Origin of the sequence: Proteiniclasticum sp. (assembly GCF_003514505.1) — a bacterium.
In the GTDB taxonomy this organism is placed as follows: Bacteria; Bacillota; Clostridia; order Clostridiales; family Clostridiaceae; genus Proteiniclasticum.
On the sequence record NZ_DOPX01000026.1, the window covers coordinates 60,461 to 77,195 of the forward strand.

A 16,735-nucleotide genomic window follows, 5' to 3' on the forward strand; every position below is an offset into this window, starting at 1 on the left:
ATTTTTTTTTGCATTAGTTTTCTTCTTCTTCAACCTCAAAGAATATTTCACGGGAATCAAGATTCACATTGGAAACAAGCACACGAATCTTTTCCCCGAGGGCATACTTTTTGCCAGTCCTTTCTCCGATCAGTGTCATATATCTTTCATCGTACACATAGTAATCATCATAGAGGCTGGTTATATGAACCAGTCCTTCAATGGTGTTTGGAAGCTCCACAAAGAGTCCAAAATTGGTAACAGAAGAAATGATGCCCTCAAACACTTCCCCGATATGCTGCTGCATAAATTCTGCTTTCTTTAGTGCATCCAGTTCTCGTTCTGCATCAACCGCTACTCTTTCCATCTCAGATGCCTGTTTGGATGCTTCAGAGACAATGGGAACCAAGCTTCTGACACGCTTTTCATCGATCTTTCCATGCAAGAACTCCTTAATAATACGATGAATCAAAAGATCCGGATACCTTCTGATGGGAGATGTGAAATGAGAATAGTACGTGGCAGCTAATCCAAAATGGCCAATATTCTCTGGTGCATATCTAGCCTGCATCATACTTCTTAGAAGAAGCTTTGATAGAACTGGCTCTTCCTTCTTTCCTTCCACCTTCTTCAGAACTTCCTGCAACGACTTTGGCTGAATACCTGCATAGAGCTTCACTGGATATCCAAGATTATAAGAAAACTCTGTGAAGGCTTTGAGCTTTTCCTCATCGGGCTCCTCATGCACCCGGTAAATAAACGGCATATGAGTCCAGAACATATGCTCAGAGACTGTTTCATTGCAGACAAGCATAAACTCTTCAATGATCTTATTTGAAATCTCACGGGGATACAGCGATACTTCCACTGGTTTACCCAGCTTATCCAGTTTGATCTTGCTTTCAGGAAAATCAAACTCAATGGCTCCACGCTTTTCTCTCTTCTTTTCAAGGATTCTCTGAAGATCTCTCATGTCTTCGATCATGGGAACAAACTCTTCATATTTTGCAAGGGTTTCATTCATCTCTCCCTGAAGAACTTTTGTGACATCCTCATAGGTTGCCCGGAGCTTTGATTCTATAACAGACTCATAAATTTCATGCTCCACCACTTTACCTTCACCATCAATGATCATATCACAGCTGAGCGCCAGTTTCGGTTCAAACGGATTCAGTGAGCAAAGGCCATTGGATAGTTTTTCAGGAAGCATGGGTATCACCAGATCCAGAAGATACACAGAAGTCGCTCTTTTAAATGCTTCTTTATCCAGGGGTGTATTTTCCCGAACATAATGAGATACATCTGCAATATGAACACTCAGTTTGTACAAGCCGTTTTCAAGTTTCACCACAGATACCGCATCATCCAGGTCTTTTGCATCTGCTCCGTCGATGGTCATGATTTTCTCTCCACGCAGATCCCGTCTTTTAGAAAATTCTTTTTCCTCAGCAGTCTCCGAGAGCGTGTCTGTATAGCTGAGCACTTTTGGTGGAAATGCTTCTGGTAGGTTGAATTTTTTAACCACCGTCAGGATATCCACCCCTTTGTCTCCTTTTTTACCCAAGATCTCTAGGATAATGCCTTCGGGATTTCTGCCTTTCTCTGGCCACTTGGTGATTTCCACCACAACCACATCTCCAGTCTCTGCGAAATTACGGTTGCTTTTTGAGATGAAAACATCATGCTGCAGTTTCTGGTCCTCTGGGCTTACAAATCCAAAGGCTTTTGTCTGTTCGTATACTCCGATGATTTTACTGTTTTTTCTTTCCAGAACTTCTAGAATCTCACCCTCTGCTCGTCTTGTTCCTGCATTCTCACGAATGAGCTTCACTTGAACTTTATCTCCGTTCATTGCAGTTTTCAGAGCATTCTCGGGAACAAAAATATCCCCTTTCCCTTCTCCACGGAAAACAAATCCAAATCCTCTCTTGTTCACATCAATTCTTCCCACATAAACACCATAACGCTCTGGAAGAACAATCTTCTCTTTTTTAATTTTCAGAAGAGAACCTTCTTTTAGAAGCTCCTCCACGGTATTTCTAAGTACTTTTTTTTCCTGTTTATCAAACCCTAAAACTTGTGCCATCTCATCTATCGTCATAGGACGGTACTGATGGTCATTGACCATGGCCAGTATTTTCTCCACTAACATATATGCCCTCCAATCTATTGGTTTTCTTACTTTTACTCGTTATCTTTAGTATACAGAAAAAGTGTGAACGATGTTCGATATTTTTTGGAATACTATATAATACTTCATTATTTTACGAACTATTTACATATTTATTCCAGAAATGATCAAAAAATACAGCAATCAAGCAAAAAAAGCCGGTATATACCCGGCTTGGATCTCAGCTTCTATGAAACAATCAGCTTCAATAATATCCCACCATACTCCACAATGACGGGGGCAAACACCAGTGCGACGATAGACATCAGCTTGATGAGTATATTCATGGAAGGACCGGATGTGTCCTTGAAAGGATCTCCCACGGTGTCACCAACAATTCCTGCCGTATGAGCTTCACTTCCCTTTCCACCATGTTCTCCAGACTCAATATATTTCTTTGCATTGTCCCACGCCCCACCGGCATTGGACATCATAATAGCAAGCAAAACTCCAGTGACAACAGCTCCAGCTATAAGTCCTCCAAGGGTTTCAGCTCCAAGAAGAAGCCCCACCCCCACGGGAATGACAACAGCCAGCACACCAGGAAGAATCATCTCACGAAGGGCAGCTTTTGTGGAAATGGCTACACATCTGTCATAATCTGGCTTTCCTGAGCCATCCATGATTCCATCGATCTCTTTAAACTGCCTTCTTACCTCCATGACCATTTCATTGGCTGCCTTTCCAACAGAGTTCATGGTAAGCGCAGCAAAAAGAAACGGAAGCATTCCGCCGATAAAGAGTCCTACCAGACTTAATGGATTCAGAAGATTGATGCTGGATAACCCTACACTTTCTGCATAGGAAGCAAAAAGAGACAGTGCCGTTAGAGCCGCTGAGCCAATGGCAAATCCTTTTCCCATGGCAGCCGTTGTATTTCCTACAGAATCCAGCTTATCTGTGATTTCGCGCACTTCAGGTGGAAGATCCGCCATCTGTGCAATCCCCCCCGCATTGTCCGCTATGGGGCCATAGGCATCCACTGCAACGGTGATTCCTGTCGTAGAAAGCATACCCACCGCCGCTAGAGATATTCCATAAAGCCCCATGGTGGCATTCTCATTCCCTCCCATGACAAAGTAAGAGAGGAGCACTCCAAGGACAATCAGCACCGTAGGCACCATGGTGGAAAACATGCCAACGCCTAGACCAGATATGATGTTGGTTGCAGATCCTGTCACTGAATCCAGCGCGATGGTCTTGACACTCCTGAAGTCTGCCGAGGTATAGACTTCTGTGATTCTCCCGATTAGAATTCCGATGATGAGACCCGCAGTTACCGCGAAAAATGCATTGTAGGAATCCAGCACTACTTTACTTAAAATAAAAGTGCCCACCATAACAAGAAGCCCCGCCGTATAGGTTCCTGTATTTAGTGCTTTCTGCGGATTTTCCCCATTAGCCTTTGTTGCTATGATGATGCCTATAATAGAGGCTATGATACCTATGGATGAGAGGACCAGTGGAAATACGGCTCCATACTGTTCAAGGACCAGGTAGCCAAGGGTTACAGAAGAAATGATGGAACCCACATAGGATTCAAAAAGATCAGCGCCCATTCCAGCTACATCTCCCACATTGTCTCCGACATTGTCTGCTATAACAGCAGGATTCCGGGGATCATCCTCGGGGATATGCGCTTCCACCTTGCCCACAAGATCCGCACCAACATCAGCGGCTTTTGTGAAGATTCCTCCACCCACTCTGGCAAAAAGTGCGATAGAAGACGCACCTAAGGCAAATCCTGTAAGAGGAATCGCATCCTCTGAAAAGATTGTCAATAAAAACCCGATACCGATAACTCCTAATCCCACGACGCAAAGTCCCATGACTGCTCCACCGGAAAAAGCGATACGAAGCGCTTTATTCTGACTGTGACGTGCCGCTTCCGCGGTTCGCACATTGGCTTTCGTTGCAACCACCATTCCTAAAAATCCGGCTAGGATTGAAAAAACTGCACCCACAAGGAAGGCGAAGGCGGAACGGAGATCCACTGCAATAATCAGAATAAAAAAAACAGCGGTGATGAACAAACTGAGATATTTGTATTCACTCTTCAGAAAAGCCAAAGCCCCCCTGTGAATGTACTCAGAAATCTCTTTCATTCGTTCAGAACCACTGTCCTGTTTTCTGATGTGCAACGCCAGCAGAAAAGCCCAAAAAATCGAAAACATCCCAACAACACCCGTCACAAGAAAAACCGTTTCCATAACATACCCCCATAATATTATGATGAATGAGTTCTCATGTTCCAATGTTATTATAATTTTTCTAAAAATTCAATAAGTTTATCCAAGAAATCCTCATGAAGAGGTAAATTTTCCATACTGTAAGTGGCCAGATTTCCTTCCCGGTCCAGGGGAGAATCCTTCAGTATGTGATTCATGCCTGCAATGACTTCCAGTTTCCCCTCCTGGGAAGCTTCATAAAGAACAGACGCATCTTCCACAGGCACTTGAAGATCCCTGTCTCCGTGCATCACAAGCACAGGAACAGCTATCTCTTCCATGAGCTTTACAGGATCATAAGCGAACCAGGAAATGAGATAAGGCTGCACAGAGGGCCGAAAAAGAGAAAACAAGGAAACAGGAACCTTCGGAACCTCGACTCCATTTTTTAGAGAGGCAACAATCGGTTCTGCAAGGTCCGCCAGATCCTGATCTGCAGATTTCAGCTGATTTAGTATAAGCTCATCCGCGGGTAACGCGGACCCGGAAACAAGAATCAGCGCATCATAAAGAGACGCCTTCAACATAGCCGCTTCTGCGATCAATGCGCCTTCACTGTGTCCTAAAAGAATGAGTCTGGAATATCCAAGTGATTTCAGCTCTTCTGAAATCCTCACCACATCCTCGATGGCAAGATCGAAAGTAAGCTCGCTTTCTTTCTTCACAAGATCTTTGCTTCCTCCAATGCCTCGCTTGTCATACCGAAGAGTCGCATATCCATTTTGTGCAAGTGCTTCCGCAAGAAGCTTCAAATGATTGTTTCCTTGAGCCTGAGGGTTGTTCCCATTGCGATCCGTAGGTCCTGATCCCGGGACAAGTATCACCACAGCTTCTATGATCTTATCTGCAGGATACATCATAGAACCATGCAGTGTTCCTTCCTGAACCTGCAGCACAAATGGTTCCTCTGGAAATGCACTTTTCACATCATCTTTTTCTTCCTTGCCGCAAGCAGTTAAAGTCAGAAGACTTAAGGCAAACATAGTTAAAACTAATTTCGTTACATTCATACCGTATCTCCCCCAACGCAAAAATGCTGCCCGAAGGCAGCATTCATCACTAAATCATATTCATTGCTATGGTATTAATTGCAAACAAGATCGCAGTAATCACAGTAAGCTTCTTCAGGAAAGCTTCCCCGGTTCTTCCACGGTTTTTGCTGAAGAATGAGTCCTGTGAGCTTCCACCTGTAAGACCCTTCAGTCCGTCAGACTTGCTCTGCTGCATTAAAACCAGCGCAATCATAATAATGGCCAGAATAAATTCCACAATAATCAAAACAGTTTCCATACTATCCCTCCTGATTCACTAACATCTTATTCTAGCATACTTCTTCTTCTGCCACAATAAGAGGATACAATTCCATGTGATTTCTCTCTCCTATGATACCATAAAAGTCCTCTACCTCATAGATTTTGCAGAAAATAACAGAGGTGCTTTCAAAAGAAAGCACCTCTGACTATTTACGTTAAAGCACTACTTCTTCAGGTTGAAGAATCCGTTCAGACCTCTGTACTGAGCTACTTCATCCAGTTCTTCTTCAATTCTGAGAAGCTGGTTGTACTTCGCAACTCTTTCACTTCTGGCAGGAGCACCTGTCTTGATCTGACCTGCATTGAGAGCAACAGCCAGGTCAGCGATGGTCGCATCTTCAGTTTCTCCAGATCTGTGGGAGATGACTGCAGTGTATCCAGCTCTGTTTGCCATTTCAATAGCATCCAGTGTTTCTGTCAGGGAACCAATCTGGTTCAGCTTGATCAGAATGGAGTTTGCAACGCCTCTTTCGATACCCATCTTCAGTCTTTCTACGTTAGTTACGAACAGATCGTCTCCTACAAGCTGAATCTTGCCGCCAAGCTTTTCTGTGATCAGCTTCCAGCCTTCCCAATCTTCTTCAGCCATTCCATCTTCAATGGAGATGATTGGATACTTTTCAACCAGTTCAGCATAGTAGTCTACCATTTCAGCTGGTGTAAGCTTTCTGCCTTCACCCTTCAGGTTGTACATACCATCTTCGAAGAACTCAGAAGAAGCTGGGTCCAGAGCAATAAACATATCCTTGCCTGGTGTGAATCCTGCTTTTTCAATGGCTTCAATGATAACCTGAATTGCTTCTTCATTGGAGTTCAGGTTTGGAGCGAATCCACCTTCATCACCAACACCAGTAGCAAGTCCCTTGTTCTTCAGGATACCCTTCAGCACATGGTAAGTCTGTGAGCACATCTGAATTGCCTGGGAGAAGCTTTCTGCTCCTAAAGGCATAATCATGAACTCCTGAAGATCCACGTTGTTGTCTGCATGGGATCCACCATTGATGATGTTCATCATTGGTGCTGGAAGAGTCTTGGCATTTACGCCTCCGATGTACTGATAAAGTGGAAGACCTAAAGAGCCTGCCGCAGCCTTAGCCACTGCCAGAGAAACACCCAGGATTGCATTGGCACCAAGGTTGCCCTTGTTCTTGGTTCCGTCCAGCTCAATCATCAGCTTGTCGATCATCACCTGATCAAATACGTTGAGTCCAATGATTTCAGCAGCGATCTTGTCGTTAACATTCTCTACTGCCTTCAGAACACCCTTACCGCCAAATACTTCCTTGTCACCATCTCTCAGCTCAACTGCTTCGAACATACCTGTGGAAGCACCTGATGGAACAGCTGCGCGTCCTACAGTGCCATCTTCCAGATATACTTCCACTTCAACAGTTGGGAATGCTCTGGAGTCCAGAATCTGTCTTGCAACAACATCAATAATTTCTACGTAGTTTTTCATGAATGAATTCCTCCTTGGAATCAAATATATTTTTTGTTGGTTACTTGGTTAGCAGGGAATGTCCTGTCATTTCCACAGGAATCTCAAGACCCATCTCTTCCAGCATGGTTGGCGCTAAATCAGCAAGCTTGCCGCCTTCCATGAGTTTCTTCTCTGGATTGTTGGTCACATAAATTAGAGGTACTGGATTTGTTGTATGGGCGGTCATTGGACCACCAGTAACATAATCGATGAGCTGCTCTGCATTTCCATGGTCTGCTGTGACAAACACCGTTCCATTCTTTTCAAGAACCTTATCAATGACTCTCTTCATGAAGGTGTCTATATTCTCCAGAGCATTCACTACAGCTTCCATGACGCCGGTATGACCTACCATGTCAGGATTTGCATAGTTCAGGATCACAAGACCGTAGTCTTCATTGTCCATGGCCTCGCAAACTTTCTCAGTGATACCTTCTGCACTCATTTCTGGTTTCAAATCATAAGTGGCCACCTTTGGTGATGCCACAAGCACACGGTCTTCTCCAGTATTCGGCACTTCCACGCCACCATTGAAGAAGAAAGTAACGTGAGCATACTTTTCAGTCTCCGCAATTCTCAGCTGCTTGATGCCATGATCTGCCACATACTTACCTAATGTGTTGTCGAAATTCGTTGGCAGATAAGCCACATGGACATTCTCCAGTGTGTTGTCGTACTGTGTTAAGGTAACATAGGTCAGATCCAGAGTTTCTCTTTCAAAGCCTGCGAATACCTTATCATTCAGCGCTCTTGTCATTTCTCTTCCACGATCCGGTCTGAAGTTGTAGAAAATGACAGAATCACCATTTTTGATGGTGGCTGTGGGGTTTCCTTCTGTTCCAATCACAGTAGGCAGTACAAATTCGTCCGTCACTCCACCTGCATAAGTATCTACCATGCATGCTTCAGCGGACTCCTTGTATTCTCCCTTGCCATACACAAGAGCATTGTAAGCTTTCTCCACTCTTTCCCATCTGTTGTCTCTATCCATGGCGTAATAACGTCCACTGATGGTCGCAATCTTTCCAACACCAACCTCTGAAAAATAAGCTTCCAGCTCTTTGACAAACTCGATACCGGAGGTTGGGGACACATCTCTGCCGTCCATGAATCCATGAACATAAACACGGCTTAGGCCTTTATCTTTTGCAAGCTTTACCAGTGCTTTGATGTGATCAATGTGGGAGTGGACTCCTCCATTGGATAAAAGCCCAAGAAGGTGAAGATCTCCACCATTCTTTATAGCATTGTCCACAGCAAGATTCAGGTTCTCATTGCTGAAGAAATTCCCTGTCTTGATTTCGTGGGTAATTTTGGTCAGTTCCTGGAAGATGACTCTTCCGGCACCGATGTTCATATGGCCAACTTCTGAGTTTCCCATCTGTCCTTCGGGAAGACCCACCGCAAGACCTGAAGCCTCTATGGTAGTATGAGGATAGTTTTCCCAGTAGTAGTCAAAATTGGGAAGATTTGCAGCTTTTACCGCATTTCCCAGGGTGTTGTCTGTTAAGCCGAATCCGTCCAGGATCATCAGCATTACAGGTTTTTTCATGAATATTCCTCCAGTTTGTCTTTAGATCGCAGGGAAGAATGAGTCTTCCCTGCTCTTGGAAGCTTCGCTTCTTCACAATAATAGACTTAGAAATTTACAATCTTTGAAAAATCGTCTGCTAAAAGACTGGCTCCACCAACGAGTGCGCCATCGATGTCAGACATGCCCATCTGTTCCTTGATGGTGCTTGGCTTTACAGAACCGCCATACTGAATACGAACGGCTGAAGCGATTGCAGCACCATACAGAGTACCAACCATATCTCTAATTTGCCCAATGGTCTCATTGGCTTGCTCACTTGTTGCTGTCTTTCCTGTGCCAATGGCCCAGATTGGTTCATAAGCAATGACGGTTTCTTTTGCATCTTCAGGGCTTACTTCAAAGAACGCTTTGTTGATCTGATTTTCAATTACATCCTTGGTGGTTCCGTTTTCTCTTTCTTCCAGAGATTCTCCCACACAAAGGATTGGCTTCAGACCATGTCTGTATGCTGTTTTCAGCTTCATGTTCACAGTCTCGTCTGTTTCATTGAAGTACTGTCTTCTTTCAGAATGTCCGATGATGACATATTCCACTCCGAGAGCAGTCAGCATCGCAGGTGCGATTTCACCGGTGAATGCGCCTTTCTCTTCGAAATGCATATTCTGTGCACCCACTTTAACATTGGTGCCTTTCAGCTCTTCCACAAGTGCGGGAAGCTGAATGTAAGGAGCACAGATGACAACATCTGCTTCTGCATCCTTCACCAGTTCCTTCAGTTCTCTTGCAACTTTCACCGCTTCTTCCACAGTGTAGTGCATCTTCCAGTTACCAGCAATAATTGGCTTACGCATTATGTCGCCTCCTCTATTTATCGTTCAGGGCTGCAATACCAGGAAGAACCTTGCCTTCCAGGAACTCAAGTGATGCGCCGCCTCCAGTGGAGATGTGGCTCATCTTGTCACCAAATCCAAGAATGTTGACCGCAGCAGCAGAGTCTCCTCCACCGATGACTGTTGTCGCATCCGCTTCTGCCATAGCTTCCGCTACTGCGATGGTTCCTTTGGCAAAATTCTCAAATTCGAAGACACCCATTGGCCCGTTCCAGATAACGGTTTTCGCGCCCTTTACCGCATCTGCATAAAGCTTCGCGGACTTTGGTCCAATATCCAGTCCCATATATCCTTCAGGAATATTCTGGTCTTCTGTTGTTACAGGTTCTGCATCTGCACTGAACTTGTCTGCAACCACGTTATCCACAGGAAGAAGAAGCTCAACGCCTTTTTCCTTGGCTTTGTCCATCATATCCTTCGCGTAATCTACTTTATCTTCTTCCAGAAGAGAAGTTCCTACGGTATATCCCATTGCCTTCAGGAAGGTATAGCTCATACCGCCACCTATGATGAGGGTATCCACTTTATCCAGAAGCGCATTGATGACATTGATCTTGTCTGAAACCTTCGCTCCACCAAGAATCGCAACAAATGGTCTTACTGGATTGTTTACCGCTTCTCCCAGGAACTTCAGTTCCTTGTTGATGAGATATCCGGCAACGGCAGTATCCACAAACTTTGTTACACCTTCTGTGGAGGAGTGGGCTCTATGTGCGGTACCGAATGCATCATTCACATATACCTCACAAAGCTCGGAAAGATCTTTGGAGAAGGCTTCTCCATTTTTGCTTTCTTCTGTTCTGAATCTGGTGTTCTCCAGAAGAACCACGTCTCCGTCGTTCATCTCTGAAACGGCTTTACGTGCATTCGCACCTACCACTTCATCATCTGCTGCAAAAACAACTTCCTTCTCAAGAAGTTCTGAAAGTCTTTTTGCTACTGGAGCCAGTGTGAACTTGGCATCTGGTCCCTTTGGTTTTCCAAGATGGGAACAGAGAATGACTCTTCCTCCATTGTCCATGAGATACTTGATGGTTGGCAGTGCGCCTAAGAGTCTGTTTTCATCGGTGATGGTTCCGTCTTTCAGCGGTACGTTGAAGTCGCATCGGACCAGTACTTTCTTGCCTGAAACCTTTATGTCTTCAATGGTCTTTTTATTATAACTCATTCTTTTCACCTCGAATTTTATTACACCTTGAAAAGGTCTGGCCCCATAGCCAAGACTATTCGACCAGACCTTTCTGTTTTAAATGTTACTCAGCGTCTACCTTTGCTGCATAAGCAACCAGGTCTACCAGCTTGTTGGAATAACCCCATTCGTTGTCATACCAGGATACAAGCTTTACAAAGTTGTCGTTCAGGGAGATTCCTGCGTCTGCATCGAAAATACTGGTTCTTGGGTCATGGATGAAGTCTGTGGAAACCACAGCATCTTCTGTGTATCCAAGGATACCCTTCAGTTCATTTTCGGAAGCTTCCTTCACAGCAGCCTTGATTTCTGCATATGTTGCTGGCTTTTCCAGTCTGCAGGTAAGATCTACAACTGAAACGTTGATGGTAGGAACTCTGAAGGACATACCTGTCAGTTTGCCGTTCAGTTCAGGAATAACCTTTCCTACTGCCTTAGCAGCACCAGTGGATGATGGAATGATGTTAGCAGCTGCAGCTCTTCCACCTCTCCAGTCCTTCTTGGAAGGTCCGTCAACAGTCTTCTGTGTAGCTGTTGTGGAGTGAACAGTAGTCATAAGACCTTCAACAATACCAAACTTGTCGTTGATTACCTTAGCTAGAGGAGCCAGGCAGTTTGTTGTACAAGAAGCATTGGAGATTACGGTCATATCCTTTGTGTAGCTCTTGTTGTTTACGCCCATAACGAACATTGGAGCGTCAGCTGAAGGTGCGGAAATAACAACCTTCTTAGCGCCACCCTTCATGTGAGCGGATGCCTTGTCGATGGTGGTGTTGATTCCGGTACATTCAAGAATATACTCAGCTCCTACACTCTTCCAGTCGATGTTTCCAGCTTCCATTTCAGAGAAAATCTTTACAGTTTCTCCATTGACGATGAGGCTGTGGTTTGCTTCGTCCACTTCAACTGTTCCTGTGAACTGTCCGTGTACGGAATCATACTTGATCATGTATACCATGTAGTCTAAATCGATGAAAGGATCATTGATTCCTACCACTCTTACTTCTGGATTCTCTAGAGCTGCTCTGAATGCAAGTCTACCAATTCTACCAAAACCATTAACACCTACTAAAACTTCTGCCATTTTTAACTCTCCTCCTAAAATATGTTTATTTATTTAAAACTCATTGTATTGAGATTTTAATATCGATACGATTTTTCTTGCAGCGCCCTCATCTGTAATGAGGACTGCATTGTCATTCTTCAATCGGACTGCCTCAATGGCTTCTGCCTTTGATGAGCCCCCAGTTACGGCAATAAGATGTCTTACCTTACTGAAATCATCCAGAGATACACCTACAGAATTGATCTTCCTGATGACCCTGCCATTTTTCCCGAAATAGGCACCAAAAGCTTCTCCTACAGCACCATCCACTATGAGTTCAGAGATTTCATCCTCCGACAGGCCTCTGCGCTTAGCCATTTTGTCCGCTCTACCAATTCCAAGCACAACAATCTGGGCTTTCCGTATGAGATCCACCACTTCTTTGATTTCACGCTCTTTTAGGAGCACTTCCAGTGACTCACTGCTCAAATTATCCGGCACATTCAAAAGCTTATATCCTGCATTCACTTTCTCAGCTAATGCGGCTACCACATTGTTCGACTGAATATCCAGGATTTTTCCTAGGCTTCCTCGTGCAGGAACGATGAGATTGTCTCTGAAATCCATTTTGGGGAAGCTGGTCACCATTTCTTTGATGGTGCTTCCGCCCGTGAGCGCAATAATATCCCGGCTTCGAATGACACTGGATAAGTATAGCGCTGCCACGTTTCCCAGCTCTCTTTTCACATTCGGATCTTTATCAGAGTCTCCGGGAACCACGATGATTTTCTGATAGCCCAATTCTCTCTTGAGCACAGTCTCCATATCATCCAAACCTTTGATTTCAGAAACCAGTGCCCTCAGATTGTTCAGCATATCAATGCCTTTCTCTGTTAAACTGACACCAGGCAAAGACACATCAATGAAGTCCATGGACTTTAAGAAATCCAGATCTCCACGTACGGTTCGTTCTCCCAGTTCCAGCTTTTGGGACAAGGTTCGTCTTCCAATGGGCTGATGATTGAAGATGGTCCTTAAAATGTTGTAGCGCCTTTCAAGCAGCGCAGTGGCTTCAGGAATAATCTTCTGCTGAATTTTTAAGAAACTATTCACCTGAATTCACCCCTGCACTTTTTTGTCCCACCATATCCATTTTTGTCCCACAGGTACATTATACTCCATACACTCCTATTTTAAAATAGATTTATGTAAAAAAAGAGAAGAATACTGTAAACAAATCATTAACTCTCAGTGCATATTATGAATGGAATTGGAACCCAAGGATTTAATGTGCTTTTATCAGAAGTTCCAAACTTGTCATTCATCACGTCCTGGCGTACATATTTGTCCCACTGAAGTTCTGCCATATTATTAGTTCTACTAGCAGCCAACTCTGTGCTATAATAAAACCAATTAAATTTTACACAATTGGAGACTGTGAAGCCTCTTTATCTGAATATCAGGAGGTCCTATATATGACAAATCACGAAAAAACTACGGCACATACAAAAACGACGATGCTGATCTTCGGGGGAACAGGTGACCTGACCCACAGAAAACTGATCCCAGCACTGTACCAGCTGGAAATCAACGGGTTTCTCCCTAAGGATTTTTCAGTTATTTCCATTGGGCGCAGAGACAAATCATCAGATGAATACCGTAGTGAGATTCTGGAATCCACCAAGAAATTTTCTTCGAGAAACTTTGAAGAAGAGAGTTATGAGGAGTTCTCTAAAAAGGTATCCTATTTCAAACTGAAATTTGAAGATGCGGAAGACTACAAAGAGTTGAAAAACCTCCTTGAGCAGTCCAATAAGGACGAACACAAAGAAAACAGCTATCTCTTTTATCTGGCAGTTTCTCCCGATTATTTCAGCGAAATCGTACACCAGCTTGAAAACAGCGGTATCAGAAAAATGGACTCAGCATGGCAGAGGCTTGTCATCGAAAAACCCTTCGGTCAGGATCTTTCCAGTGCTGAAAACCTCAACGCTTCCATTTCAGAAGTGTTCGAAGAAAAAGACATTTATCGAATCGATCATTATGTAGCCAAAGAAATGATCCAGAACACCCACATGCTGAGATTCCAGAACGCAATCTTTGAATCCATCTGGAACAGGCACCACATAAACAATGTTCAAATCACTGTACTTGAAAAGGAAGGCGTGGGCACTCGAGGTGGATACTATGACCACACAGGTGCACTGAGGGATATGGTTCAGAACCATTTGCTGCAGCTTTTGGCAGTCACTGCGATGGAACCACCAAAATCACTGGATGCAGATGATGTGCGAAATGAAAAAGTCAAAGTCTTTGAAAAGCTGGTGCCTTTCCAGCCAGAAACCTTGAATGAGCAGCTGATTCTTGGCCAGTATTCCGGATACAAAAAAGAAGATAAGGTCTCAGATTCGTCTCAGACAGAAACACTGGTGGCCACAAAGGTCTACATTGACAATGAACGGTGGAAAGGTGTGCCTTTCTATCTACTCACTGGAAAAGCATTAAAGAACAAAACCGCTCAGATCACCATAGAGTTTAAGAAAAGCAGTTTATATGGTGAAGAAAAAGACAGTGAGCCAAATATTCTGGAAATCAAAATCCAGCCAGATGAAGGCATCACTCTTCATCTCAATGTGAAAAAACCTGGCGTGGTGGATCAGATGGCTATGGTGGAAATGGACTACTGCCAAAGCTGTCTCTATCTGTTCAATTCTCCTGACTCTTACGAAAAACTCATTCTGGATGCGCTACATGGAGACTCCACTCTTTTCACAAGATGGGATGAGCTTCAGCTCACCTGGAAGTATGTGGATGCCATATTCAGCTCTTTAGGCGAGGATCGCACCTCATATCTGGAATCCTACGAAAGAGAGTCCAACGGGCCTGAGTCCTTGGATACTTTCATACATTCAGGTGCAAGAAAATGGTGGTACCGGAATCGGGAATATTAGACAAAATAAAACAGCTGCACGAAGCAGCTGTTTTATTTTATCCACTATTTTAGGTACATATTTAGTGTAATGTAAGTTCAGGCATAGAGGTCGTGGTCACTACAGGTTCTCCATCCTTGTGGGAGAATTCAGCAAAGTCATACCGATACGTAAAACCAAGTTTATCTTTCATGACCACTGCAAGGCGAATCTGATCCAGCTTTGTCGCTTTCACAGAAAGGCTTCCCACACCTCCTTCATAAACAAGAGCATCAGGGATATCCGTGTCTGATTTGGAAAGATCGCCCCGCTCCATGACTACCCCGTTCTTTTCCAGGATGTACTCCGAGCGCACAAGTTCCCAATCTTTTTTCGCAGATATCATCAGTTCTGTGCTGAAGGACAAATTGAGCTCTTCTCTTTCGCCATTATAGGTAGAGTTAAAATCCAGCAGATTGAATGAAGTGTCTGCAATGTATGTCTTATATAGCTCAGGCTCATTGACAAGATTCTCAATCCGCTTCTCTCCATATTTCTCGACCATGAGATCAATGCGGATGGGCTCCAGAACATTGACTTCCCGGTCCACAGAATATGTGGTGTCGTTCAGCAGATGAGCCTCCATCAGCACAGCCTCCTGGTCTCCTGACTCAATGGAAGCGTAGACCCTGGCACTTGGATCCATGGACCTTAGTTTGAATTCTATATGAAGAAGGGCGGTTTTCTCCTCTTCATCCACCAGATCAGATATTGTCCAGTTGACATCCTCTAATATGGACTCCACATGACCACCAACCTTCATGGCGTCTTCCACCAAAGTGTCGATGTTGTCCTCCAGATATTTGATCCGATTGGTATTGATGTTCACTTGTTTATTCGCGCTCCAAACCACCTGAAGCAGCACCACATTAATTAGAATTGAAATCCCCAGAAAAACCGACACACCAGTCAGAATATGCTTATATCGCATGTTTTGCCCCCTCGTCCCATACGCTGCCCAAAGCGTACAGTCTCATTCTGTCCATCATTTACTGCAATAATTCCAGATCATCATAGATTATCATCTGATTCTTCCATTATTTTAGCTGATTTTTGTCAGTAATTCTACCAATTTCTTATAATATGCTTAATTTTTAATAAGAAACTGTTATTCTTTGATTTTTATAGGTGTCATCCTCAATGAGATCTACAACTGCAGAGGCGAAATCTTCCATGCTGATGAAGGATTTTCCTTCTCCATCCGTAAGAAGACGATCATCTGCTCCGATTCTATATTTCCCTGTTTTCTCATCAGCTTCAATGGTTTCTGCGGGACTTACATTAATCCAGTCAAACTTCTTTCCTTCAAGGCTTTTATAAATGTCCAGCGCTCTTTTGTGGATATCAGATATTGGCTTCACGAAATCAGGAAATCCTTCTTTTTCCATGAGCATTCTGCCGTCGGGTAGAAGAAGACTGCCTGCGCCACCTACGGTGATCAGCTTCTTTACAGCTGCCTTTTCTGCCACTTTAATCAGATTCTCTGTGGCGGTGAGAAAACTCTCCAAATCGTTTAGATCCGGACTGATGGCGCTGATGAGCACCTCATTTTCCAGTGCCATCACATGTCCTGAAATCACTTTCTCATTCATAATGTCACCCTCACATCCGATGATCAGTGTGCTTCCGGGCAGATCAAAAGCATTTCTTGAAATCGCTGTGATGACATAACTTCTTTCGATGAGTTCCATAAGAATTCTGGACCCTATTTGTCCTGTGGCACCGAGTATTGCTATCTTTTCCATGTTTTCCTCCAATTTAACCTGCATAAACTGCAGTGTAATTTAAATTTTACGCAATTATATTGTAAGACATTTTTATCATCTTAGCAAATGCAGCAGACTCATTATGTCAGATTTCTCATCCAGTTTCTTTGATATGGGTCAAAAACAAAGAGAGAAGGGCCACCTTTTCTCACGGTTTCCCCTTCTCTCTTTC

13 protein-coding genes are annotated in these 16,735 nt (G+C 43.9%); 1 reads left to right on the top strand and 12 read right to left on the bottom strand.

Annotated features, from left to right (window positions below; all coding sequences use genetic code 11):
- Positions 1–13 precede the first annotated feature (13 nt).
- From rnr to DEF30_RS08500, 10 genes are all read right to left on the bottom strand, one after another.
- Positions 14–2,131: a ribonuclease R gene (gene rnr / locus DEF30_RS08455; RefSeq protein ID WP_294098160.1), complete on the bottom strand. Its 2,118-nt coding sequence runs from the start codon at positions 2,129–2,131 to the stop codon at positions 14–16.
- Positions 2,132–2,337: 206 nt separating this feature from the next.
- A complete protein-coding gene (locus DEF30_RS08460) occupies positions 2,338–4,359 on the bottom strand; it encodes a sodium-translocating pyrophosphatase (RefSeq protein WP_294098162.1) in 2,022 nt (673 codons plus the stop codon).
- Positions 4,360–4,409: 50 nt separating this feature from the next.
- A complete protein-coding gene (locus DEF30_RS08465) occupies positions 4,410–5,387 on the bottom strand; it encodes an alpha/beta fold hydrolase (RefSeq protein WP_294098164.1) in 978 nt (325 codons plus the stop codon).
- 49 nt (positions 5,388–5,436) lie between these two features.
- A complete protein-coding gene (gene secG, locus DEF30_RS08470; RefSeq protein WP_031573518.1) occupies positions 5,437–5,667 on the bottom strand; it encodes a preprotein translocase subunit SecG in 231 nt (76 codons plus the stop codon).
- A gap of 186 nt (positions 5,668–5,853) precedes the next feature.
- The gene (eno, locus tag DEF30_RS08475) at positions 5,854–7,149 is read right to left on the bottom strand and encodes a phosphopyruvate hydratase (protein ID WP_294098169.1); all 1,296 of its coding nucleotides are present in this window, start codon (positions 7,147–7,149) and stop codon (positions 5,854–5,856) included.
- Positions 7,150–7,189: 40 nt separating this feature from the next.
- Positions 7,190–8,722, bottom strand: a complete 1,533-nt coding sequence (gene gpmI / locus DEF30_RS08480) for a 2,3-bisphosphoglycerate-independent phosphoglycerate mutase (RefSeq protein WP_294098171.1) — start codon at positions 8,720–8,722, stop codon at positions 7,190–7,192.
- An 86-nt stretch (positions 8,723–8,808) separates the two neighbouring features.
- Positions 8,809–9,555, bottom strand: a complete 747-nt coding sequence (gene tpiA / locus DEF30_RS08485) for a triose-phosphate isomerase (RefSeq protein WP_294098174.1) — start codon at positions 9,553–9,555, stop codon at positions 8,809–8,811.
- Between the two features lie 13 nt (positions 9,556–9,568).
- Complete coding sequence (locus DEF30_RS08490) at positions 9,569–10,762, bottom strand: phosphoglycerate kinase (RefSeq protein WP_294098176.1); 1,194 nt, start codon at positions 10,760–10,762, stop codon at positions 9,569–9,571.
- A gap of 85 nt (positions 10,763–10,847) precedes the next feature.
- On the bottom strand, positions 10,848–11,867 hold the full coding sequence (gap, locus tag DEF30_RS08495; protein ID WP_031573528.1) for a type I glyceraldehyde-3-phosphate dehydrogenase: 1,020 nt from the start codon (positions 11,865–11,867) through the stop codon (positions 10,848–10,850).
- A 33-nt stretch (positions 11,868–11,900) separates the two neighbouring features.
- Complete coding sequence (locus DEF30_RS08500) at positions 11,901–12,941, bottom strand: sugar-binding domain-containing protein (RefSeq protein ID WP_294098180.1); 1,041 nt, start codon at positions 12,939–12,941, stop codon at positions 11,901–11,903.
- A 362-nt stretch (positions 12,942–13,303) separates the two neighbouring features.
- Here DEF30_RS08500 and zwf point away from each other — a divergent pair, with 362 nt between their 5' ends.
- Entirely contained in the window at positions 13,304–14,779 is a 1,476-nt protein-coding gene (zwf, locus tag DEF30_RS08505) for a glucose-6-phosphate dehydrogenase (RefSeq protein ID WP_294098182.1), read from the top strand.
- A 61-nt stretch (positions 14,780–14,840) separates the two neighbouring features.
- Here the strand turns inward: zwf and DEF30_RS08510 are convergent, their stop codons facing one another.
- Positions 14,841–15,728: a hypothetical protein gene (locus DEF30_RS08510; RefSeq protein ID WP_294098184.1), complete on the bottom strand. Its 888-nt coding sequence runs from the start codon at positions 15,726–15,728 to the stop codon at positions 14,841–14,843.
- Positions 15,729–15,891: 163 nt separating this feature from the next.
- The gene (locus tag DEF30_RS08515; protein ID WP_294098186.1) at positions 15,892–16,542 is read right to left on the bottom strand and encodes an NAD(P)H-binding protein; all 651 of its coding nucleotides are present in this window, start codon (positions 16,540–16,542) and stop codon (positions 15,892–15,894) included.
- Positions 16,543–16,735: the final 193 nt, after the last annotated feature.